General features: G+C 75.4%; 16 protein-coding genes. 7 read left to right on the plus strand and 9 right to left on the minus strand.

Features of this window, described 5'->3' with window-relative positions; genetic code table 11:
• Position 1 precedes the first annotated feature (1 nt).
• Together sucB and lpdA are read right to left on the minus strand one after the other, a co-directional pair.
• Positions 2-1,819, minus strand: a complete 1,818-nt coding sequence (sucB, locus tag B5D80_RS15800) for a 2-oxoglutarate dehydrogenase, E2 component, dihydrolipoamide succinyltransferase (RefSeq protein WP_088644643.1) — start codon at positions 1,817-1,819, stop codon at positions 2-4.
• 71 nt (positions 1,820-1,890) lie between these two features.
• Positions 1,891-3,318: a dihydrolipoyl dehydrogenase gene (gene lpdA, locus B5D80_RS15805; RefSeq protein ID WP_211291521.1), complete on the minus strand. Its 1,428-nt coding sequence runs from the start codon at positions 3,316-3,318 to the stop codon at positions 1,891-1,893.
• Positions 3,319-3,461: 143 nt separating this feature from the next.
• Between lpdA and B5D80_RS15810 the strand changes: the two genes are divergently transcribed.
• Positions 3,462-3,791 (plus strand): hypothetical protein, encoded by a 330-nt coding sequence (locus B5D80_RS15810; RefSeq protein ID WP_088644706.1) that lies wholly within the window; start codon positions 3,462-3,464, stop codon positions 3,789-3,791.
• A gap of 73 nt (positions 3,792-3,864) precedes the next feature.
• On the opposite strand, the gene B5D80_RS15815 is transcribed toward B5D80_RS15810, so the two are convergent.
• Positions 3,865-5,436, minus strand: coding sequence for a leucyl aminopeptidase (locus B5D80_RS15815; RefSeq protein ID WP_088644645.1), 1,572 nt, complete (start codon positions 5,434-5,436; stop codon positions 3,865-3,867).
• 161 nt (positions 5,437-5,597) lie between these two features.
• On the opposite strand from B5D80_RS15815, the gene gcvT reads away from it, so the two are divergent.
• Entirely contained in the window at positions 5,598-6,728 is a 1,131-nt protein-coding gene (gene gcvT / locus B5D80_RS15820) for a glycine cleavage system aminomethyltransferase GcvT (protein ID WP_088644646.1), read from the plus strand.
• Between the two features lie 274 nt (positions 6,729-7,002).
• On the opposite strand, the gene B5D80_RS15825 is transcribed toward gcvT, so the two are convergent.
• From B5D80_RS15825 to B5D80_RS15835, 3 genes are all read right to left on the minus strand, one after another.
• The gene (locus B5D80_RS15825) at positions 7,003-8,298 is read right to left on the minus strand and encodes a DUF2314 domain-containing protein (RefSeq protein WP_088644647.1); all 1,296 of its coding nucleotides are present in this window, start codon (positions 8,296-8,298) and stop codon (positions 7,003-7,005) included.
• 65 nt (positions 8,299-8,363) lie between these two features.
• Positions 8,364-9,137: an adenosylcobinamide-GDP ribazoletransferase gene (cobS, locus tag B5D80_RS15830; protein ID WP_088644648.1), complete on the minus strand. Its 774-nt coding sequence runs from the start codon at positions 9,135-9,137 to the stop codon at positions 8,364-8,366.
• Positions 9,127-11,088 (minus strand): bifunctional adenosylcobinamide kinase/adenosylcobinamide-phosphate guanylyltransferase, encoded by a 1,962-nt coding sequence (locus B5D80_RS15835; RefSeq protein WP_088644649.1) that lies wholly within the window; start codon positions 11,086-11,088, stop codon positions 9,127-9,129. The genes cobS and B5D80_RS15835 overlap by 11 nt, the downstream gene beginning before the upstream one ends.
• A 168-nt stretch (positions 11,089-11,256) precedes the next feature.
• Here B5D80_RS15835 and B5D80_RS15840 point away from each other — a divergent pair, with 168 nt between their 5' ends.
• Together B5D80_RS15840 and B5D80_RS15845 are read left to right on the plus strand one after the other, a co-directional pair.
• Entirely contained in the window at positions 11,257-11,457 is a 201-nt protein-coding gene (locus tag B5D80_RS15840) for a hypothetical protein (protein WP_088644650.1), read from the plus strand.
• Positions 11,457-12,254 (plus strand): site-2 protease family protein, encoded by a 798-nt coding sequence (locus tag B5D80_RS15845; RefSeq protein ID WP_088644707.1) that lies wholly within the window; start codon positions 11,457-11,459, stop codon positions 12,252-12,254. The genes B5D80_RS15840 and B5D80_RS15845 overlap by 1 nt, the downstream gene beginning before the upstream one ends.
• 49 nt (positions 12,255-12,303) lie before the next feature.
• Here B5D80_RS15845 and B5D80_RS15850 read toward each other — a convergent pair whose 3' ends face one another.
• Positions 12,304-13,302, minus strand: coding sequence for an aldo/keto reductase family protein (locus tag B5D80_RS15850; RefSeq protein WP_088644651.1), 999 nt, complete (start codon positions 13,300-13,302; stop codon positions 12,304-12,306).
• A gap of 51 nt (positions 13,303-13,353) precedes the next feature.
• Positions 13,354-18,159 (minus strand): WG repeat-containing protein, encoded by a 4,806-nt coding sequence (locus B5D80_RS34345; protein WP_245854625.1) that lies wholly within the window; start codon positions 18,157-18,159, stop codon positions 13,354-13,356.
• Positions 18,160-18,320: 161 nt separating this feature from the next.
• Between B5D80_RS34345 and B5D80_RS15860 the strand changes: the two genes are divergently transcribed.
• Genes B5D80_RS15860 through B5D80_RS15870 form a run of 3 tightly spaced genes read left to right on the plus strand, consistent with a single transcriptional unit; the run spans position 18,321 to position 20,990 of the window.
• Positions 18,321-19,169, plus strand: a complete 849-nt coding sequence (locus tag B5D80_RS15860) for an ABC transporter permease (RefSeq protein WP_088644652.1) — start codon at positions 18,321-18,323, stop codon at positions 19,167-19,169.
• On the plus strand, positions 19,162-20,013 hold the full coding sequence (locus tag B5D80_RS15865) for an ABC transporter permease (protein WP_425437212.1): 852 nt from the start codon (positions 19,162-19,164) through the stop codon (positions 20,011-20,013). Before B5D80_RS15860 ends, B5D80_RS15865 begins: the two co-directional genes overlap by 8 nt.
• A complete protein-coding gene (locus B5D80_RS15870) occupies positions 20,010-20,990 on the plus strand; it encodes an ABC transporter ATP-binding protein (RefSeq protein WP_088644653.1) in 981 nt (326 codons plus the stop codon). The genes B5D80_RS15865 and B5D80_RS15870 overlap by 4 nt, the downstream gene beginning before the upstream one ends.
• 7 nt (positions 20,991-20,997) lie before the next feature.
• Here B5D80_RS15870 and B5D80_RS15875 read toward each other — a convergent pair whose 3' ends face one another.
• Positions 20,998-21,603: a DUF3043 domain-containing protein gene (locus tag B5D80_RS15875; RefSeq protein ID WP_245854632.1), complete on the minus strand. Its 606-nt coding sequence runs from the start codon at positions 21,601-21,603 to the stop codon at positions 20,998-21,000.
• Positions 21,604-21,701: the final 98 nt, after the last annotated feature.

The raw sequence follows: 21,701 nt of genomic DNA on the forward strand, positions 1-21,701 counted from the left end.
GTTACAGGCCCAGCTCGGCCTCGAAGTTGCCGCCCTCCAGCCGCTCCTTCACCGCGACCAGGAACCGGGCCGCGTCGGCGCCGTCGATCAGCCGGTGGTCGTAGGACAGGGCCAGGTAGACCATCGACCGGACCGCGACGACCTCGCCCAGGTCCGGGTCGTTGACCACGACCGGACGCTTCACCACGGCACCCGTGCCGAGCATCGCCGACTGGGGCGACGGCACGATCGGGGTGTCGAACAGCGCGCCCCGGCTGCCGGTGTTGGTCAGCGTGAAGGTCGCCCCGGCGATCTCGTCCGGGCTGATCTTGTTGGTCCGGGTGCGCTCGGCCAGGTCGGCGACGCGCTTGGCGATGCCGCCCAGGTTGAGGTCACCGGCGTTGTGGATGACCGGCGTCAGCAGGCCCCGCTCGGTGTCCACCGCGATGCCGAGGTTCTCGGCGTCGGGGTAGGTGATGGTGCCCGCGTCGAGATCCATCCGGGCGTTCACGATCGGGTACGTCTGCAGGGCCTCGATGGCGGCCAGCGCGAAGAACGGCAGGAACGACAGCTTCACGCCGTGCCGCTGCTGGAACGAGTCCTTCGCCTGCGCCCGCAGCTTGGCGATCCGGGTGACGTCCACCTCGATCACCGTGGTGAGCTGCGCCATCTCGTGCAGCGACTCCTGCAGGCGGTTGGCGATGGCCTTGCGGATGCGGGTCAGCTTCTCGGTGGTGCCCCGCTTGCCGCTCGGCTGCGGCTTCGCCGCCGGTGCGGCCGGGGTCGCCGCGGCGGCCGGCTGCGCGGCGGGGGTCGGAGCCGCCTTGGCCGCCTTCGCCTTCTCCGCCGCCTCCAGCACGTCCTGCTTGCGGATCCGGCCCCCCACGCCGGTGCCGTTGACCGAGGCCAGGTCGACACCGTGCTCGCCGGCCAGCTTGCGCACCAGCGGGGTCACGTAACCGGGGGCGTCGCCGCCACCCTGGGCGGGCGCGGCCGGTGCCGCCGGGGCGGCCGGCTGGGCGGCCCGCTCGGCCTGCACCGGCTGGGCCGCCGACTCGGTCTCGGCGGCCGGCTCGCTGTAGCCCGCGCCCGGGGTCGGCTCGCTGACCTCCGGCTCCGGCTTCGCCTCGGCCTTGGGCTGCTCCGCCTTCGGGGCCTCCGCCTTCGGCTCCGGCTCCGGCTCCGCCTCGGCCGGGGCCGCGCCCGCGGCACCGATGATCGCCAGGTCCGCGCCGACGGCGGCGGTCTCGTCCTCGGGAACCTTGATCTCCAGGACGGTGCCCGCGACGGGCGACGGGATCTCGGTGTCGACCTTGTCGGTGGAGACCTCCAGCAGCGGCTCGTCGACCTCGACGGTCTCGCCCACCTGCTTGAGCCAGCGGGTGACCGTACCCTCGGTGACGCTCTCGCCCAGGGCCGGCATCTTCACCGGGGTGCCCTCACCCGACGACGCCGGGGCGGCCTGCGCCGCCGGCTGCTCCCGGGCCGGCTTCTCCTGCTCCGGCTCCGGGCCGGTGCCCTCGGCGGCGGCCGTCGGCTCGGGGGCCGGCGCGGCCTGCTCCTGCCCGTCGGCCTGCGCGGCGTCCCCGCCGGCCGACTCGCCCTCACCCGAGATGACGGCCAGCTCGCTGCCCACCTCGGCGGTCTCGTCCTCGCCGACCACGATCCGGCTCAGCACCCCCGCGGCGGGGGAGGGGATCTCGGTGTCGACCTTGTCGGTGGAGACCTCCAGCAGCGGCTCGTCGACCTCGACGGTCTCGCCCTCCTGCTTGAGCCAGCGGGTGACGGTGCCCTCGGTGACGCTCTCGCCGAGCCGAGGCATGGTGACCGATACCGGCATGTTCTGAAACTCCTTCGTGGCCTGGTGCGATCCTCGCCCGCTTGCCGCCGGCGTCGCGGAATGAGTGTGGGTCAGGCGTGCGCGTGCAGCGGCTTGCCGGCCAGGGCCAGGTGCGCCTCGCCCAGTGCCTCGTTCTGGGTCGGGTGGGCGTGCACGAGCTGCGCCACCTCCGCCGGGTAGGCCTCCCAGTTGTAGATGAGCTGCGCCTCGCCGATCAGCTCACCGACCCGGGCACCGACCATGTGGACACCGACCACCGGGCCGTCCTCGACCCGGACCAGCTTCACGAAACCGGCGGTCTTGAGGATCTGGCTCTTGCCGTTGCCGCCGAGGTTGTAGTTGTAGACCTTGACCTTGTCGCCGTACTGCTCCTTGGCCTTCGCCTCGGTCAGGCCCACCGACGCGAGCTCCGGGTCGGAGTAGGTGACGCGCGGGATGCCTGCCTCGTCGATCACGGCCGGGTTCAGGCCGGCGATCTCCTCGGCGACGAAGATGCCCTGGGCGAAGCCCCGGTGGGCGAGCTGGAGGCCGGGCACGATGTCGCCGACCGCGTAGACGTTCGGCACGCCGGTGCGCAGCCGCTCGTCGGTCAGCACGTACCCCCGGTCGAGCTTGACGCCCTGCTCCTCGTAACCGAGGTCGGCGGTGTTCGGGCCCCGGCCGACGGCGACCAGCAGCAGCTCGGCCTCGACGGTCTCGCCGCCGGCGATGGTCAGCTTGACGCCGTTCTCGGTCTTCTCGACCTTCTCGAACGGCTTGCCGACCTTGAAGTTGATCTTCCGCTTGCGGAACGCCCGCTCCAGCGCCTTCGACGACTCCTCGTCCTCGGCGGCCACCAGCCGGGGCAGCGCCTCGACGATGGTCACGTCCACCCCGAAGGACTTCCACACGCTGGCGAACTCGACGCCGATCACGCCGCCACCCAGCACGATCACCGACGCCGGCACCCGGTCCAGGGTCAGCGCGTGGTCACTGGTGATGATCCGCTCGCCGTCGACCTCCAGGCCGGGCAGGCTCTTCGCGTACGAGCCGGAGGCCAGGATCACGTTGCGGCCGGTGTAGCGCTTGCCGTCCACCTCGACGACGTTCCGGCCGACCAGCTTGCCGGCGCCCGCCACGAAGGTGATGTTCTTGTTGCCGCCGACCAGCCCCTGCAGGCCCTTGTAGAGGCGGGAGATCACCCCGTCCTTGTACGAGTTGACCCCGGCCATGTCGATGCCGACCAGCTCGGCCTTGACCCCGAACTGCGCGGACTCCCGGGTCTGGTCGGCGATCTCCGCCGCGTGCAGCAGCGCCTTGGTCGGGATGCAGCCGTTGTGCAGGCAGGTGCCGCCGAGCTTGCCCTTCTCGACCAGCGCGACGGAGAGATCAAGCTGGGCGGCACGCAGCGCCGCCGCGTAGCCGCCGCTGCCACCTCCGAGAATGACGATGTCGAAGGTTGCGTCGTTCGGCTCGCTCACGTCCAACTCCCTGGTCGCTTCGCTGCATCGGGGGGTCACGGTGGGGCGTCACGGGCAGACCCCACCTCGGTCATCTTGTCACTTGCCCGTCCGGAGCGCGTACCGAGGTGCCCAACGACACGTCCCCGACACGTACTCTTGGCACCGTTCCCGACGACGGACGGGGGAGAGGAGTGGCACCGGTGGCGCTGTTCCGGCGACGCAAACCGCCGACCCCGGCCAACCGTGACCGGCCGGCCGACCGGGCCGACCTGGATCACCTGGCCAACTTCGCCCGCACCCGCCGGGGGGTCGAGGCGTACGTCGAACCCCGGACCACGATGACCGACACCACCGTCATCATGATCGCCGACGACGGCGAGTGGACCCGGCGGCGCATCGACGGCCCGGACGCCGCCCGCCGCTTCGCGCACGCCCTGGGCATCCCGATCTACGACGTCCGGCTGATGGGCTACCCACAGCGGATGCGCGACTACAACGAACGCCGCAAGCGCCGCCCCGAGCGGTACTGACGGCCACCCGGCCGACGACCCGGGAAACGCGGACGGGACGCCCGGAGGCGTCCCGTCGTCGTGTCGCGGATCGTCAGCCGTTGGCGGCGACGTCCTCGACCAGCTGCACCAGGGTACGCACCGGCACGCCGGTGCCACCCTTGGTCCAGTAGCCGGTCGGCTCACCCGAGTGGTAGCCGGGACCGGCGATGTCGATGTGCGCCCAGGCCACGTCGTCGGTGACGAACTCGCGCAGGAACACCCCGCCCTGGAGCATGTGGCCGGCCCGGTCCATGCCCGCGTTGACCTGCGAGATGTCCGCGACGTCCGAGTCCATGCCCTTGCGGACGTCGTCCGGCAGCGGCATCGGCCAGGCCGGCTCGCCGACTGTGTCACCTGCCACCTTCACCCGCTCGCACAGCTCCGGGGTGCCCATCACGCCGGAGATCCGCTTGCCCAGCGCGATCACCTGCCCGCCGGTGAGGGTGGACGTCTCGAACAGGTAGTCGGTGCCGTCGGCGCAGGCGCGGGCCATCGCGTCGCCGAGGATCATCCGGCCCTCGGCGTCGGTGTTGAGCACCTCGACCCGCTTGCCGTTGAACATGGTGACCACGTCACCCGGCCGGTAGCTGGTGCCCGACGGCATGTTCTCCGCCATCGGCAGGTAACCGGTCACCGTCACGGCCGGCTTGAGCGCCGCGATCGCCAGCATCGCCGCGCCGACCGCCGCCGCGCCGGCCATGTCGGACTTCATCTCCCACATGCCCTGGGCCGGCTTGATCGAGATGCCGCCGGTGTCGAACGTGATGCCCTTGCCGACCAGCGCCACCCGCTTGCCGTTCGTCCCGCCCCGCGGGGTCCAGGTCAGCTTGACCAGCCGCGGCGGGGCATCCGAGCCCTGCCCGACGGCGGTGATGCCGCCGTACCCGCCGGCCCGTAGCTGCTCCTCGTCGAGCACCTCGACGTCGAGCCCGGCGGCCCGGGCGGCGGTGGCGACGGCCTCGGCGAAGGCCGGCGGGCGCAGCTCGTTCGGCGCGGTGTTGACCCAGTCGCGGCTGGTGCGCACCGCGCCGGCCACGGCGGTGGCCCGGTCGACCTCGGCCCGCGCGGTCGCGTCGGCGGCATCCGGCACGGCGATCAGCACCTCGGCCACCGGCTCCCGCCGGGACGGCTGCGGCTTGGTCTTGTACCCGGCGAACCGGTAGCCGCCGAGCAGCGCCCCCTCGGCGACCGCGCGCAGCGCGGCCGGGGCGTCGGCGTCGTCGGGCAGCGGCAGGCTCAGCGCCACCCGGGGCGCCCCGGCCAGCGCCCGGACCGCCGCGCCGGCGGCCCGGCGCAGGGTCTCCGGGGCGGGGGCGGCACCGGTCGGCTCCGGACCCAACCCGACCGCCACGACCAGCGGGGCGGTGACCGTGCCCAGCGTGGCCAGCTTGATCACCTCACCGGGGCCGCCGGTCGCGCCGAGCAGGGCCAGCGTCGCGGTCAGCTTGCCGTCGAAGGCGGCGGCGATGCTCTCCGCGCCGTCGGCGAGCAGCAGGGTGCCGGCCGGACCGCTCGTGGCGTCCGGGCCGGTGGTCTGGCTGTGCACGCCGATCACGATCGCGTCGACCGCGAGTTCGGCGGGGTCGGTGTCGACCAGGCTGAGGGTGGTGCTGGACGATGTCACTGAAGCTACTCCGGGCGGGCCGGGCCGGCCGCTGCGTCGCGTACCGGCGGTGATGGTCTCCGGCGGCAACCTACCCGCCGGAGCGCGGGTGCGTCCCGCCGAAGTGCCGACGGGTCCCGCCGATGCTAACCAGCGGGACACCCGGCGGTAAGTTGCCACCCATGACGGACGTGACCTCCGACGCCGCCGCGACCCGGCTGCGCCGTTCCCCGCTGCACGCGCGACACACCGCGCTCGGTGCCAAGTTCGCCCCCTTCGGGGGATGGGAGATGCCCCTGGAGTACGCCGGTGGCGGTGTGCTCAGGGAACACGCGGCGGTCCGTACGGCGGTCGGCGTCTTCGACGTCTCGCACCTGGGCAAGGCGCGGGTCACCGGCCCCGGCGCGGCCCGGTTCGTCAACTCCTGCCTGACCAACGACCTGGACCGGATCGGCGCGGGCCGGGCGCAGTACACGCTGTGCTGCGACGACGCCACCGGCGGCGTGGTCGACGACATCATCGCCTACCGGTACGCCGACGACCACGTCTTCCTCATCCCCAACGCGGCGAACACCGCCGAGGTGGTCCGCCGGCTGCGCGCCGCCGCGCCGGCCGACGTCGAGGTCACCGACGAGCACGAGCGGTACGCCGTGCTGGCCGTGCAGGGCCCCCGCTCGGCCGAGCTGCTCGACGCGCTGGGCCTGCCCACCGGACACGACTACATGAGCTTCTCCCCGGCGACGCTGGCCGGGGCCGAGCTGACCGTCTGCCGCACCGGCTACACCGGCGAGCTGGGCTACGAGCTGGTGGTGCCGGCCGACGACGCCGTCGCCGTCTGGGACGCGCTGTTCGCCGCCGGGGAGCAGGTCGAGCTGCGGGCCTGCGGGCTGGGCGCCCGGGACACCCTGCGCACCGAGATGGGCTACCCGCTGCACGGGCAGGACCTCTCCCTGGACATCACCCCCGTGCAGGGGCGCTCCGGCTGGGCCGTGGGCTGGGACAAGCCGGCCTTCTGGGGCCGCGACGCGCTGCGCGCCGAGAAGGCCGCCGGCCCCCGCCGTACGCTGCGCGGCCTGGAGGCCGTCAACCGGGCCATCCCGCGCGCCGGGATGACCGTGTACGCCGGTGACGCCCCGGTCGGCACGGTCACCAGCGGCACCTTCAGCCCCACCCGCAAGCAGGGCATCGCCCTCGCCCTGCTGGACACCACCCCGAAACTCGTCGACGGTGACCTCGTCGAGGTCGACATCCGGGGCCGCCGCGCCCAGATGCGGGTCACCCGACCCCCCTTCGTCACCCCCTCCGTCCGCTGACCCCGCCCGGTTCACCCCCCGGCCCCGGTTCACCCCGGCTCCGGTTCGCCCCGGTGATCAAGAGGTTTGCGTCACCCCGCCCCCACCGGTTGGCTTTTTCCTCTTGATCACCGCCTCGGCCACCCCGCCAGCGTCGGTGATCAAGAGGTTTGCGTCATCCCGCAGCGGATTTCTGACGCGAATCTCTTGATCACCATGGCGAACCGGGGCGGGGAGGGCGAGCCGGGCGCGGGAGCGAGCGCAGGGGAGTGCTGGGGGTGGGAGAGGGGCCGGGTCAGTGGGTGGGGTGGGGGCGTTCCCCGGCGTCGAGGACGGCCTGGGTCCAGCCGCCCTCGATGACGCCGGTGCCGTCCAGGACCGCCCAGTCGACGACCTCGGCGACCGCCACCACGACCGGGGAGCCGATCCGCACGCTGGGGTCGGTGTTGGCGTCGCTGGCGCTGGCCCCGACGATCCGCTCCGGGGCGTCCCACGAGCTGACCCCGGCCCACACGTACTCGGGGCCGTCGTCGCCGGGCAGACCGTACTTGACCACCAGCTGCGCCTCCGGCGGCAGCCCGTCGGCGAGGAACCGGGCCCGGATGTCGTCCAGCCCGGCACGGGCGGTGGCGACGGCCCGGCTCATCGCGTCGCCGGAACGGGCGTACCGGACGTCCGGCTCGATGCCGGAGAAGAGGGTCGCGCAGGCCGCCGCGTAGTAGCGGCCGTCCGGCCCGGGGTGACCGGGCGGCGGGCGCAGGCTCAGGAACGAGTCGGCGTCCGGGTCGGTCGCCGGGTCCAGCTCCAGCCGCAGCAGCACCGGGGCCGTCGCGCCGTGCTGCTCCGGATTGCCGTACGCCACCGCGATGTCGTGCCCGGTCACCGTGGCCAGCACCGGTAGCTGCACGAACGCCGGCACCTCCTCGCCGGCCAGCCCGTCGGTCCAGTCCCGCAGCAGCCGGCGGGCGGCACCGGTCAGCACCGCCCCCCAGGCCCGGGTGAGATGGTCGGGCACCCCCTGGGTCTGCAACTCCAGCAGCCCGAAGCGGCGCAGCCCCTTGGTGGTGAACCACAGCCCCTCGGTGTCCGAGGAGTACGGCACGAGCACCCAGTCGACCAGCCGGATGCGGCCCTGCGCGTCGGGCAGCGACTTCAACGCCGTCGCCGGGTCGAGGAACTGCAACCCGAACACGTCCACCACGTCACCGCCGACGGACTCGGCCACCGCGGCGGCCACCGCGCGGGCCGCCCACTCGTGCGCCGGCGGCCAGCCCGGCCGGTACTCGGCCTGCACCACGACCAGGTGACTGGCGGCGGCGAGCCGGCCCAGCTGGGCCTCGGTGGCGCCGAACGCGGTGAGCAGGTCCGGCGGCAACTGCGGGAACTCGTCGATCGACCGGGTGTCCACCGACATCAGCGGGCTGTCCAGCATCTGCGTGGCCAGGCCGTACACCGGGTCGGCGAGGCGGCCGGCGAGACCCCGTACCGCCGTCTTCGGGCTCACCGGTGGCAACCCCGCCACCGGCACCAGGTAGGTCGCGCTGAGCGACTCCGGGACCGGTACGGGCAGGAAGTCGTCCGTGATGAGCAAGTCGTCCCCCGGAAGGCCGTGCCGGTGCTGTCGGGGCAAACGCTACCCGGCGCGCCGCGTCGTCCTCAGCCGGACAGCACCAAGCCCAGGTAGACCAGCGTGGTCACCACCTCCACGACGGCCCCCAGCACGTCGCCGGTGATGCCGCCGAGCCGGCGTACCAGATGGCGGAGCAGGCCGGTGGCGACGGCGAGGGCGGCCAGCACGGCCAGCGGCCCCTGCCACGGGCGGCCCGGCACGGCCGGCACCGCCACCAGCGCGACGGCGACCGTGCCGACGACCGGCGCGACCGGCCCGACCGTCCCGGCGACCAGCGCGCCCAGCCCGTCGGGGCGGGCCGCCGGCACCCCCCGGCGGCAGGCCAGGGTCACCCCGAGCCGGCCGGCGGCGGTGCCGGCCAGCACCGCCGCGAGCACCGCCGGCCAGGGCCGACCGACCAACTCGGCCAGCGTCGCCGTCTGCAACAGCAGGACGACCACCAACGCGACCACGCCGAACGGGCCGACGTCCGGCTTCTTCATGATCTCCAGCGCCGCCGTGCCCCGCCGGTAGGAACCCAACGCGTCCACGGTGTCGGCCAGCCCGTCCAGGTGCAGGCCCCGGGTGAGCAGGGCCGCCGCCGCGACGGTCACCCCGGCGGCGACCAGGGGCGGGGCGAGTGCGGCCAGGCCGAGCAGCACCGCACCCAGCACCGCCCCGAGCAGCAGCCCGACCAGGGGCGCGAGCGCCATCGCGGTGCCCGCCGTCGCCCGGTCGATCCGCCCGGCCCGGACCGGGACGGTGGTGAGGGTGGTCAGCGCCAGCCGGAGCCCGTCGCCGCGCCCCGACTCAGCCGGCACGCCGGCCGGACGGGTCGGGCTCCGGCCCGGCGTCGGCGGGGGCGGTGGTGGTCGGACCCGGACCGGCCGGCGTCGGCTCGGCGAACTCCGGGGTGACGTCCGGCTGCCCTGCCCCGTCCCCGGCGGCCACCGGCGCGGCGGTCTCCGGCTCGGCGTCGGGGACGGTCGCGGCGGCGTCGGCCGGCAGGTCGGAGTCCCCGTCGTCGTCGGGGCCGCCGTGCTGCGGGTGCGCCGGCAGCGACCCGGCCAGCGCCAGCACCGAGCGCAGCAGCGGCAGGGCGGCCAGCGCGTTCGCCCCCTCACCCAGGTCGAGCCGCAGGTCCAGCAGCGGGGTCAGGCCGAGCACGTCGGCGGCGAGCCGCACCGCCGGGTGACCGCCGTGGTCGACCAGCAGGCACCAGTGCCGGGCCTGGCCGGCCAGATCCCGGGCGACCATGCCGGCGGCCAGCCCGACCGGCCCGTCGAGCAGCACCGGCACCCGGCGGGCGGTCGCCCCGAGCAGCACCCCGCAGGCCACCGCCACGTCACCGCCACCCAGCTCGGCCAGGATGTCCTTGGCGTCGCGGGGGGAGCGGCGGGTGCGGTGCAGCGCGTCGCGGACCGTCGCGCACCGCACCATCCAGGCCGCGTCGTCGATCTCGCCGTCGGCGGTGTGCACCCGGCCGAGCACCGTCGGGGCCTCCGCGCCGGCCGTCGCGACCAGCACCGCCGCGGCGGCGGCCTCCGCGCCCGCGCCGCACGCCCCCAGCACCAGCAGCCGTACGCCCGCCTCGGCGGCCTCCTCGGCCAGCCGCCAGCCGTAGCGCAGCGCCGACTCGACGGTGTCGGCGTCCAGCGCCGGCCCGTGCTCGATCGGCGCGGCCGGCGGGGCGTCCACCACCTGCAGACCGGCCCCGTTCTCGGCGGCCAGCCGGGCCAGCGCCCCCCGGCCGGCGCGGGCCTGCCGGGCCAGCCGGGTCGACTCGCCGACCGGTGCCCCGGCCGCCACGCCACCGGTGTGGTCGCCGTGCAGCAGCAGCACCCGGACGTCCGTCCACGGCGTCGGGGTGGGGGTGCCCTGGGTGGCGGCGGCGAACTCGACCACCCGTTCCAGCACGCCCAGCCCGGCCCTCGGCAGGTCCAGGGTGCCGAGCCGCTGCACCGCCTGCGGGCCGGCGTACTCGTCGGGCATCGGCAGTTCCATGCCGGGCTGGATGACCAGGCCGGTGGCGACCACCGGCAGCGCCATGGTCGGCGTGGTCCAGGTCGTGCCGGCCGGGGTCCGCGGGGCCGGCGGCACGGTGGGGGTGAGCACCTCCGGCAGCGGCCCGTCGGCCGGGACCGTCGCGGCGGCGGCCGGGACGGCACCGTCCGTCCCGTCGGCCGGGGCGGCCCGGGTGGGTACGTCGACCGGCGGGAGCGGCGCGGACGGCTTCAGCCAGGCCGGCTGGCCGGCGACCACCAGCGCGACCGCGTCGCAGGCGTCCGCGACGGCCCGGTTGGCGGCGCCCAGCGCGTCGGCGAACGCCCGCCCCAGCGGGGTGGTCGGCACCAGCGACAGCCCCACCTCCGGGCTGACCAGGACGATCCGCGCCTCGCTGGCGCGTACCGCGTCGGCCAGTTCGGTGATGGTGGCGACGTCGTCGGCCGGCTGGTGGGCCGGGTCGAGCAGCACGGTCACCCAACCGCCCAGGTCGTCCACGAGCAGCGTCTCGTTCGGGCCGGCTGAGGCGAGCACGTCGGCCAGCCGGCGCGGGTCGTCGGCGGTCTCCTCGGTGGTCCAGCTCCCCGGCCGGCGGGCCCGGTGGGCGGCCAGCCGGGTGGCCCACTCGGTGTCGTCCGGGTCGGCGGCGGCCGAGGTCGCCACGTAGCGCACCGTGGGCGCGTCGGCCACCAGGGACTCGGCGAACTCCGACTTGCCCGAACGGATACCGCCGAGCACCAGGACCGTGTTCCACCCCTCAACCGACATGCCCGTACCTTAAGGCCGCCCGACCCGGCCCCGCCCGCCGGCCCGGACCCGTCACGCTGGGCGGAACCCGGGTGCGGGGGCGTGCGTGCGGTGCGCGGCGGTGCCGGCCGACTACGCTTGCGGGGATCCGTCCCCCGGGGACGGTTGAGCGGCGAGGGGAGACGCGGCATGGCGTGGAGCTGGCGGTACGAGGGCACGGACGGCGCAGCGGTCGACGGGCCGGCGGAGACGTTCAGCAGCCAGGCGGACGCCGAGTCCTGGATCGGCCAGACCTGGCGGGAGCTCGCCTCGTCCGGCGTCACCGCGGTCACGCTCGTCGAGGACGACCGGGTCGACTACCGGATGAGCCTGCTGCCGACGGCGGAGTGATGGCGGGCGACCGCCCGGGGGGCGAGCCGCTGGTGCTCGGTGTGCCCCGGGCGGCGTTCCGGCCCAGCCCGGTCTTCCTGGCCCTGGTCGCGCTCTTCGTGACCAGCGGCGTGCTCACCTGGAACGGGGTCGGCAACGTCCGGTTCGACGTGTTCCTCTTCGTCGTCTCCGGCTGGCTGGTCTCGCTGTGCCTGCACGAGTACGCGCACGCCGTGGTCGCCTACCGGGCCGGCGACCGGGACATCGCCCACCGGGGCTACCTGACCTTGAACCCGCTGAAGTACACCCACCCGCTGCTGTCGATCGTGCTGCCGGTGGTGGTGGTGCTGCTCGGCGGCATCGGCCTGCCCGGCGGGGCGGTCTGGGTGGACCGGCACGCCATCCCGGGCCGGCTGCGGCACACCCTGGTCAGCCTCGCCGGCCCGGCCACCAACGTGCTGTTCACCCTGCTGCTGGTGGTGGTGCTGCGGGTGGGCATCGACGCGGGCGGCCCGGTCGAGTTCTGGGCCGGGGTGGCGCTGCTGGCGTTCCTCCAGCTCACCGCGAGCGTGCTGAACCTGCTGCCGGTGCCCGGCCTGGACGGCGGCAACATGATCCAGCCGTGGCTCAGCCCGCAGTACCGCCGGATGTACGACCTCTTCGCGCCGTTCGGGTTCATCCTGCTGTTCGCGCTGCTGTGGAACCCGCGCATCGGCGGCTGGTTCTTCAGCGCCGTGTTCTGGCTCAGCGACCTGCTGGGGCTGCCGCCGTGGCTCTACGGCACCGCGCTGTCCCTGATCCGGTTCTGGCAGAACTGACCGCACCCCACCCCGCGACGATCCCGGGGTGGGGTGCGGCCGGAGCCGGTCAGGGCCGCTTGGCCGGGCTCTCCGTCTTGGCCGGGTCGCGCTCGGTGACCGGGGCGACGATGTCGTCGATGGCCTTGAGCAGGTCGGCCTCCAGGGTCACCCCGGCGGCCTTGACGTTGTCGTGCACCTGCTCCGGGCGGGACGCGCCGATGATCGCCGAGGCGACGTTGGGGTTCTGCAACACCCAGGCGACGGCGAGCTGCGGCATGGTCAGCCCGGCCTGCTCGGCGAGCGGCTTGAGCTGCTGCACCCGGGTCAGCACCTCGTCGTTGAGCCACTGCGCGATGAAGTTCGCGCCGGACTTCTCGTCGGTGGCCCGGGAACCGGCGGGCGGCGGCTGACCCGGCAGGTACTTGCCGGACAGCACCCCCTGCGCCATCGGCGACCAGACGATCTGGGAGATGCCCAGCTCCTCGCTGGCCGGCACCACCTCGGCCTCGATGACCCGCCACAGCATCGAGTACTGCGGCTGGTTGGACACCAGCGGGATGCGCAGCTCCCGGGCGAGGGCGTGCGCCTCGCGCAGCTGCGACGCCTTCCACTCCGAGACGCCGATGTAGTGCGCCTTGCCGGCGTGCACGACGTCGGCGAACGCCTCCATCGTCTCCTCCAGCGGCGTGCTGTAGTCGTACCGGTGGGCCTGGTAGAGGTCCACGTGGTCGGTCTGGAGCCGACGCAGCGAGCCGTCGATCGACTCCATGATGTGCTTGCGGGACAGGCCACGGTCGTTGCGGCCGGGACCGGTCGGCCAGTAGACCTTCGTGAAGATCTCCAGCCCCTCCCGGCGCTCCCCGGCCAGCGCCTTGCCGAGGACCGTCTCGGCCCGCGTACCGGCATAGACGTCGGCGGTGTCGAAGGTGGTGATGCCGGTGTCCAGGGCGGCCCGGACACACGCCAGCGCCGCCTCCTCCTCGACCTGCGAACCGTGGGTGATCCAGTTGCCGTACGAGATCTCACTGACCATGAGGCCCGAGCGGCCAAGGTGTCGGAATTCCATGCTCCGACCCTAGCCCCGTCCGGTGCCGGGCACCCGTCGGCGCAACCGGCGTCAGAGCACCGGGTGGGTGTCGGCGAGCAGCCTGTCGATCTCCGATACCACCGTGTCCCAGTCCGGGTGGACCGGCGGGATCAGCGGCTCACCCCGCCGGTCCAGCGCCCCCCAGTGGTTCATCCCGTCGCCGACCAGGAACGCCACCGGGTGCACCACCAGCGCCGGGTGCACCGGCCGGACCAGCACGGTGCCGGTGCGGTCGAGCACCCCCCGCCGGCCGGCCAACTCCACCACGGCCAGCCCCTCGTCGGTGAACCCGTCGAGACGGCGGCCGTCGGACAGCGTCGTGTCGATCCCGTGGTAGCGCGGCGGGACGACCAACCGACCGTGCCGGTCCACCGCCCCCCAGCCGCCCCGGCGTACCGCCGCCACCCCGGCCCGGAACGGCCTGACCTCCTCGAAGCCCGCCGGCACCACCACCGTCCCGTCCGGTTCGATCGCCGACCAGTCGGCGTCGCCGCCCTGCGACACCCAGGCCAGGCCGTCGGAGAAGGCCAGCACCCGGGCGTACGCGGGACCGAGCAGGACGCCGCCGGTCTCGTCGATCAGCTCCCACCCGGCCTGGTCGGGGCGGCGTACCCAGGCCATCCGCTCGTGGAACGGCTGCGCCTCGACGTACCGGTAGTCGACGACGAGTTCACCGTCGGTGTCGGCGTACCCCCAGCGACCCTGGCCGTCGTGCGTGGGGCGCGGGGACCGGCGGCCGTGCCGCACCTCGTCCCGACTACGCGGGTACGGCCCGAAGCCGCCCCGGCCCGCCGCGCGGGCGTGCACCGCGTCCAGGCACACCGCGATCCGGTCGGTCAGCTCCGCGTCCTCGGCCCGGTACAGGTCCAGGGCCCGTTCGAAGTGTCCACACGCCTCGATCAACCGGCCCTGGTCGTAGCAGGACCGGCCGGCGTGCTCGTGCAGCGCCGAGCGCAGCCGGTCCGGCAGTTCCGTCGAGTTGGCCTCGGTGAACAGCCGGTCGGCCTCGGCGAACTCACCCTTCCACCGCAGCGCCTCGGCCAGCCGCGCCCGGGCCAGTGCGGTACGCCGCAGCTCACCTGTCGCCTCCGCGTAGGTCAACGCGAGCCGGCCGTCGGCCACCGCGTCGTCCAGGTCGTCGACCAGCCGGGACAGCACCGCCCGCAGGCTGAGCAGCCGGGCACGGGCCCGGTTGTCCAGGGCCGAGGCGAGCTTCTCGGTCAACCGACGGCGGACGATCCGTAGCTCCGCCGGATCGTCGACCACCTCGCGCAGGGTCTCCGGGTCCAACCGCCACCGGTAGCCGGCGAGCACCTGTTCCGGATCGGTCGGCCGGGCCGCCGTCGCGGCGTCCCCGGGTGCGGCCGGGACGCCCACGGTCGGGCCCGCAGCGGCGGCCCGGTCTTCGGTGACCCGGTCTCCGGTGGCCCCCCGCTGCGTGGTGCGGGCCCGGTCCGTGTCCGTCTGTGGGTCCGTGTCCGCCGGCCGGTCGGTGCCTGCCGGCCGGTCCGGGATGGTGGCCCGGTCGTCGGGCTCAGCCCGGTCCGGGGCGGCGGTCCGGTCGGTGCCTGCCGGCCGGTCCGTGGTGCCGGCCCGGTCCTCGGTCGCCACCGGAGCGGTGGCGGTGGGTCGGTCCGGGGGTGCCGCCCGGTCCGCAGTCGCGCGGGGGTCCACCGGGACGGTCCGGTCCGGCGAGGGCGGTCCGTGCTGCTCGCCGACAGTCACCGTGGCTGCCGGACCGCCACCGCCCGTCCCGCCACCGCCCGTCCCGGTGCCGTCGGTCACGGTGCCGTCGGTCAGGGTGCTGCCCGGTCCGGTGCCGTCGGTCACGGCGCTGCCCGGTCCGGTGCCGTCGGTCAGGGCACTGGCCGGTCCGGTGCCGTCGGGTTCGGTCCGGGTGGGGGTGGTGCGGGACGGCTCGTCGTCTCCGGTGCCGGTGCCGGCCGGACCGGTGCCGGTCGATGCGGTGTCGCCCGGATCGGTGCGGGCCGCTCCGTCGTCCTCCGTGGTGGTGCCGGCCGGTCCGGGGTCCGTCGGCCGGGTGCCGGCGGGACCGGTACGGGCCGGGTCGTCGCGTCCCACCGCGGTGCCGACCGGGCCGGCCCCGGCCGTGGCGGTGCCGGCCGGTGGGGCCGTGGCGGTACCGGGCCGCGCACCGCCGGGCAGGGCGCTGCCGGGCAGGCCGATGTCGGCCAGGGCGGACTCGGGCAGGCCGGTGTCGGGCCGGGCGGTCCCGGGCAGGTCGGTGACGGTGCTGCCGGTGACGGGGGCGGGGGAGACCGGGACGGTGCGGTCGGGGACGGCCGCCGGGACGGCGTGGTCGCCGGCCGGGTCGGTACCGGTGGGGGCGACCGGGGTGAACCTCTGCGTCGGGCCGGCGTCGGCGTCCACCGTGTCGGACCGGTTCTGCGGGCTCGTCCCGGCCGGAACGTCCGGCGGCGTGACCGGGTCCGGCGTCGCGGGCGGACCACTCCCGGCGGTGCCGAGGGTCGCGCCGAACGGATCGGGGGCGTCGAGCAGGGCGTCGGGGGTCGCCGGTACGGAACGCCCGGCACGGGGTGGCCCGGCTGCGGCTCCGACGTCGGCCGGGCCGTCCACGGTGTGCGGCTCGGCCCCGGCGGCGACGGCGGGCCGCCCACCGGGGTCGGCGGGGTCGCCGGCCGGGATGGTCGACCGGCCCGGGTCGCCGGTGGTGCCCGATGGGACCGGACCCGGGTCGGTGGGGTGCGACGGGGGTGCCGGCGAGCGGGGCACGGGTACCTCCGCGCCACCGGTCGGCGTCCCGTCGGGCGCGGCCGGGCGGCCGGCCGTGGCCGGGTCCGGCGCGGTGCCGTCCGCCGTGGTGCGGTCCGTCGGGGTGGCCGGGGTGGGGGTCGACCGGCCGGGCCGGAACCAGGCCGCCGAACCTTCCGACGGGGGCCGGGTGGCGCTGCCGGGACGGTCGGTGCCGCCGGTCACCGGTGCCGGTGGAACGTACCGGCGGGGCCGGTCGGGGGTGATCTCCAGGGCCGGCCGGTCGGTGGCGGGTGCCGCCGGGGGCCGGCCGCCGGTGCCCGGCTCGGTGGGCCGGTCGGTCCCGGTGGCGGGTGCGACCGGGGGACGTCCGGTGGGCCGGTCGACCGGTGGCGTGCTCTCCGGCGGCCGGCGGAACTCGATGTGCAACCGGGCGGCCGGCGGCGCGGAGACCGGGGTGGGCTGGTCCGGGGCGGGGACGGGCGGCCGGCCGGCGGCGTGGCGCTTGCGGGTGGGCAGCTCGGCGGGGGACGCGGGGGCGTCCGGCGGCAGGGGGGTCCGCCGGCCGGCCGCCGGGGCCGGCGCGTCGGAGCCACCCGGCCGGGTGCCGGCCGGCGGTGGGGGAGGACCGGGGCGGGGACCCCACGGACCGGTCGCGGGCGGGCCCGCCGCAGTCGAGCCGGGGGGCGACGACACCGGGGCCGGTGACACCGGCAGCCCGGAGACCGGCGCCCCGGACACCGGGCGGCCGGACGGTGGGTCGAGGGGCGGCGTACCGACGCCGGGACGTCCCGGGGCCGCGCCGGGACGACGGTCGCCGGGCTGCCCCGGGCCGGTCCAGGCCGCCGGACGGTCCTCGTGGCGGGTGGGCGGCTCGGCCGGGTGCCGTGGGGGGTACGCCGGCCGGCCGTCGCGGCCGTGGTCCGGTTCCCGTGCCGGGCGGGGCCCGGTGCCGGTACGACCCCACGGCTCGCGGTACGGCTCGTCCTGCGGACGCAGGTCGGGGTACGCCACGTGGCGGGCCGCCGGTTCGTACGGCTGCGCGGGCCGGCGCTCGTCGTGGCCACGCGGGTGCTGCCACCGCTCCTCGGGGATGGCCGGCGTCGTCGACCGGCCGTCGTGGCGCGGCGGAGGGCCGGGCGGGGTGTCGTCGCGCGGGCGGACCGGCGGCTCGTCGTGGAGCGGGCGCTGCCACCGGTCCGGGTGCCCGTGGGCGGCGGGCCGCCGGTCGGTGTCCCGGCGGGGCGGGTCGTCCTCCCGGAACCGGGTGGGCAGGTCACCGCCCCGTGCCGGTCCGGCCGGGTACGGGTCGTACCGGTCGGCGGCGCGGTGGTGCGGCTCGTCGTCGACCCGGTGACCGGGTGCGGCGGTGGGGCGTTCGCTGGTGGTGCGTCGCCGGGGCGGGCCCTCGTCGGGTTCGCGCCGCCAGTCCGGTTCGGTGAACCGGTCGGGGCGGTCGCGGGGCGGCTCGTGGCGGGGCGCGGGGGACACGGGCGGGCGGCCGGGGGAGACCGGCGTGATCCCGGGGGCGCTGCGCTCCTGCCGGGGCGGGCTGTCGTACCGGTCGGTGTCGGCCCGGTCGCGGTGCCAACCGGTCGGTGCCGGTTCGCCGCCGCCCCGGCGACGGTCCGACCAACTGACCCGGTCGGTCCGCCGGTCGACGTCGGGTCGGTCGTCGTGCCGCCCGGGTGCGGGCTGCCGGCGTTCCCGTTGCCAGATCGGCTCGTCCGACGGCCGCCGGTACGCCTCGTCGGTGGGTGCCCGGTACGTCTCGTCCGTGGGTGCCCGGTACGTCTCGTCGGCCAGCCGGCGGTACGGGTCGTGGTCGCCGTGCCGCTCGTCGCGGGGGTCGTCCCGGCGGGGCGGCCCGTCGTCCAGGTCGGACCAGGACCGGCCGAGGTACGTGCCGTCGGAGCGGGTCGGGGCGAGCGGGGGCACCTCGGCGCGGCCGGAGGCGGTGACCCGTCCCCGGGGGTCGGCGTACTGCGAGCCGAGGTCGCCGGGATAGCGCTGGCCGGGGAACTGCGGGTGCCACTCGCTGGTCGGCTCGATCACCCAGGACGGTTCCGCGGGGGCGTCCCATCGGTCGGACCAGCCCGTCACCGGGGGGCTCCGGGTCCACGCGTGCGGCGCGGCCCGATGCCCGGCTCGCGTCGCTCGCTCACGGCGGTGTCACCTCGTTGCAAATTGTCGTGCAGGGCGCCCCGGGATGCCGGTAGAGTCCCCCGTCCGGCATGGCGGGGCTGCGGAAGGAGGGTAACGGCGTGGGCTCGGTCACCGCCACTGCGGCACCGTCCACGAGCGCAAACGTTACCCGATGGTTCCGGACATTCGGGGCCATATCCCGGGCCGGCTTCCGTCGCTACTCAACGTACCGCCAGGCGGCCCTGGCCGGGGCCGTGACCAACACCGTGTTCGGCTTCCTGCACTGCGCGGTGCTGCTGGCCGCGGCCGGTTCCGGGACCGTCGGCGGGTACGACCGGCCCCGGCTCGCCACGTTCGTCTGGATGGGTCAGGGGCTACTCGCCGTCGTGCTGCTCTGGGGCTGGACGGACCTGGCGGACCGGATCCGTACCGGCGACGTGGCCGCCGACCTGCTCCGCCCGGTGCACCCGGTGACCAGCTACCTCGCCACCGACCTGGGTCGGGCCGGGTACGCGGCACTGGCCCGGCTGCTGCCGCCGGTCCTGGTGGGGCCGTTGTTCTTCGACGTCTACCTGCCGTCCCGGTGGCCCACCGTCGGGCTGTTCGTGGTTTCCGTGGTGACCGCCGTGGTGCTCTGCTTCGGCTGCCGGTTCCTGGTCAACGCCGCCGCCTACTGGTGGCAGGACGCGCGGGGCCCGGTGCTGCTGTGGACCCTCGGTTCGGGGGTGCTGGCCGGGCTCTACTTCCCGCTGCGGTTCCTGCCCGACTGGCTGCAACTGGTGCTGTGGTTCGGCACCCCGTTCCCGAGCCTGATGCAGACCCCGCTCGACGTGCTGGTGGAGCGGGACCCGCCGGCGGTCCAGGTGGGCCTGGTCGCGCTCCAGCTCGGCTGGGCGGTGCTGGTGCTGGCCGCCTGCCGGCTGGTGCAGCGGCGGGCCGAACGTCGCCTGGTGGTGCAGGGTGGTTGAGCACCGGACGGCGGTGACCGCGGCGGACCGTCCCGCCCGGCCGGGTGGGACGTTCGGGGCGTACCGGGCGTTGCTCGGGGCGCAGGCCCGCGCGCAGACCACCTACCGGGCGTCGTTCCTGCTGGACCTGGTGGGCAACGTCGGGGCCACCGTGTTCGACGTGGTCACCGTCCTGGTGATCTACGGGGTGACCCGGGAGCTGGGCGGGTTCACGCTGCGCGAGACGCTGGTGATGGTGGGGCTGTCGTCGAGCGCCTTCGCCGTGGCGGACCTGCTGGTCGGCAACATCGAGCGGCTGCCCACCCACGTGCGGACCGGCCTGTTCGACGCGGTGCTGCTGCGCCCGCTCGGCGCGCTGCCCCAACTGCTGCTGATGAACCTGCCGCTGCGCAAGGTGTCCCGGGGCCTGTTCGGGGTGGGCGTGCTGGTGGTGGCGCTGACCTCGGCCGGGATCGACTGGACGCCGGCCCGGGTGGCGTTGGCGGTGGTCGCCCCGCTGGCCGGGGTGGTGTTCTTCGGGTCGCTCTTCGTGGCCACCGCCACCGTCTCGTTCTGGTGGGTCGACTCCGGCGAGCTGGCCAACTCGGTCACCTACGGCGGGCGGGACTTCACCACGTACCCGGCGACCGTCTTCGACGGCTGGTTCCGGGCCGCGTTCGCGTACGGCCTGGGGTTCGCCTTCGTCAGTTACCAGCCGGCGCTGGCGCTGCTGGGCCGCGCCGACCCGCTGGGCCTGCCGTCGTGGGCCGGCTGGGCCGCGCCGGGGGTGGCGCTGGTCGCCGTCGCGGTCGCGGCGGCGGCCTGGCGCACCGGCATCCGCCACTACCGGAGTACGGGGTCATGAGCGTCATCGAGCTGGACGGGCTGCGCAAGGAGTTCACGGTACGGGTGAAGGCGGGCCGGCTGCGGCGGGAGAAACGGACCGTCACCGCCGTGGACGGCATCGACCTGCGGGTGGAGCGCGGCGAGCTGCTCGGCTACATCGGCCCGAACGGGGCGGGCAAGTCGACCACCCTGAAGATGCTCACCGGGGTGCTGACCCCGTCGGCGGGGCGGGCCCGGGTGTGCGGGCTGCGCCCGGTCGCCGACCGGACCCGGCTGGCGCTGCGGATCGGGGTGGTCTTCGGCCAGCGTTCCCAGCTCTGGTGGGACCTGCCGCTGGCCGACTCGTTCGACCTGTTGCGGCACCTCTACCGGGTGCCGGCCGCCGCGCACGCCGCCCGGCTGCGCCGCTGCCGTGACCTGCTCGACCTGGACGACTTCCTGGCCACCCCGGTCCGTCAGCTCTCGCTGGGGCAGCGGATGCGGGGCGAGTTGACCGCCGCGCTGCTGCACGACCCGCAGGTGCTCTTCCTCGACGAGCCGACCATCGGGCTGGACGTGGTGAGCCGGCAGGCCGTCCGGGGGTTCCTCGCCGAGCTGGGCCGCACCGGCGACACCACGCTGGTGCTCACCACCCACGACCTGGCCGACATCGAGCGGCTCTGCGCCCGGCTGGTGGTGGTGGACCACGGCCGGGTGGTGCACGACGGGACGATCGCCGCCCTGCACGCCCGGTACGGCTCCCGCCGGCTCGTCGTCGCCGACCTGGACGCCCCGCTGGCGGTCCCGCCGCGACCGGCGGGGGCGGCGCTGCACCGGGTCGAGGCGGACGGCCACCGGCTGGTCTACGCGTTGGAGTCGGCGGGGGTGGCGGAGGTGGTCTCCGCGCTGGCCGGGTTGGCCGCGCTGCGTGACCTCTCGATCGTCGAACCGGACATCGAGGACGTGGTGGCCCGGCTCTACCGGAGCCCGGCCCCCGACCCGCGCCGCCCGTCCTGACCGCCTGTCAGATCGGGTCGCCGATGTTCACCCGGGGGGCCGGGGCGCGCATCCGGCGGAAGGTGATCGACCGCATGATCGCGTAGAGGTAGAGCGACCCCATCCGCTCGCCGCTGTTGGGGTGGCGTTCCCGCACCAGCTTCTTGATCCGCCGGGAGATCAGCACCGAGTCGATCACCACGCCGAGCGCGAGCGCACCCCACACCACGTTGGAGGCGAGCCGGATCACCTGCGGCATCGCCGCGTTCGACCCGATCAGCACGATCAACGCGCCGCCGAAGAACCAGGTGCCGACGGTCCGCCGGGAGTCGACCACGTTGCGGGCGAGCAGCCGTTCCGGCCCCCGGTCCCGGGGGCCGCCCTCGCGGCGGAACTCGGCGGCGGCCTCGGTGCGCGCCTTGCGACGCTGCTCCCGGGCCTCCTCCTTGGTCAGCGGTCGGGTCGGGCCGGCCGGCCGGCGGCCGGCGACCGGCCGCTTCGGGGTCTCGACGCCCAGTTCCTTCTTGCTCGGGGTGTAGCCCCGGGGGCGCGCGGCGGGTGGCTCCTCGGTCACCACCGGGGCGGTGGCGGAGGAGTCGGAGTCGGCGGACTTGCGGCGAAACAGCGACGGCACGAGGTGAAGGGTAGCCATACGACGGCGCCCGGTGCACATCACGGGTGCACCGGGCGCTCGCTGGAGCGGGTCGGCCGGGCCGACGGCGGCGGTCGGGG

The sequence above is a fragment of the Micromonospora wenchangensis genome, assembly GCF_002210435.1.
Lineage (GTDB): Bacteria > Actinomycetota > Actinomycetes > Mycobacteriales > Micromonosporaceae > Micromonospora > Micromonospora wenchangensis.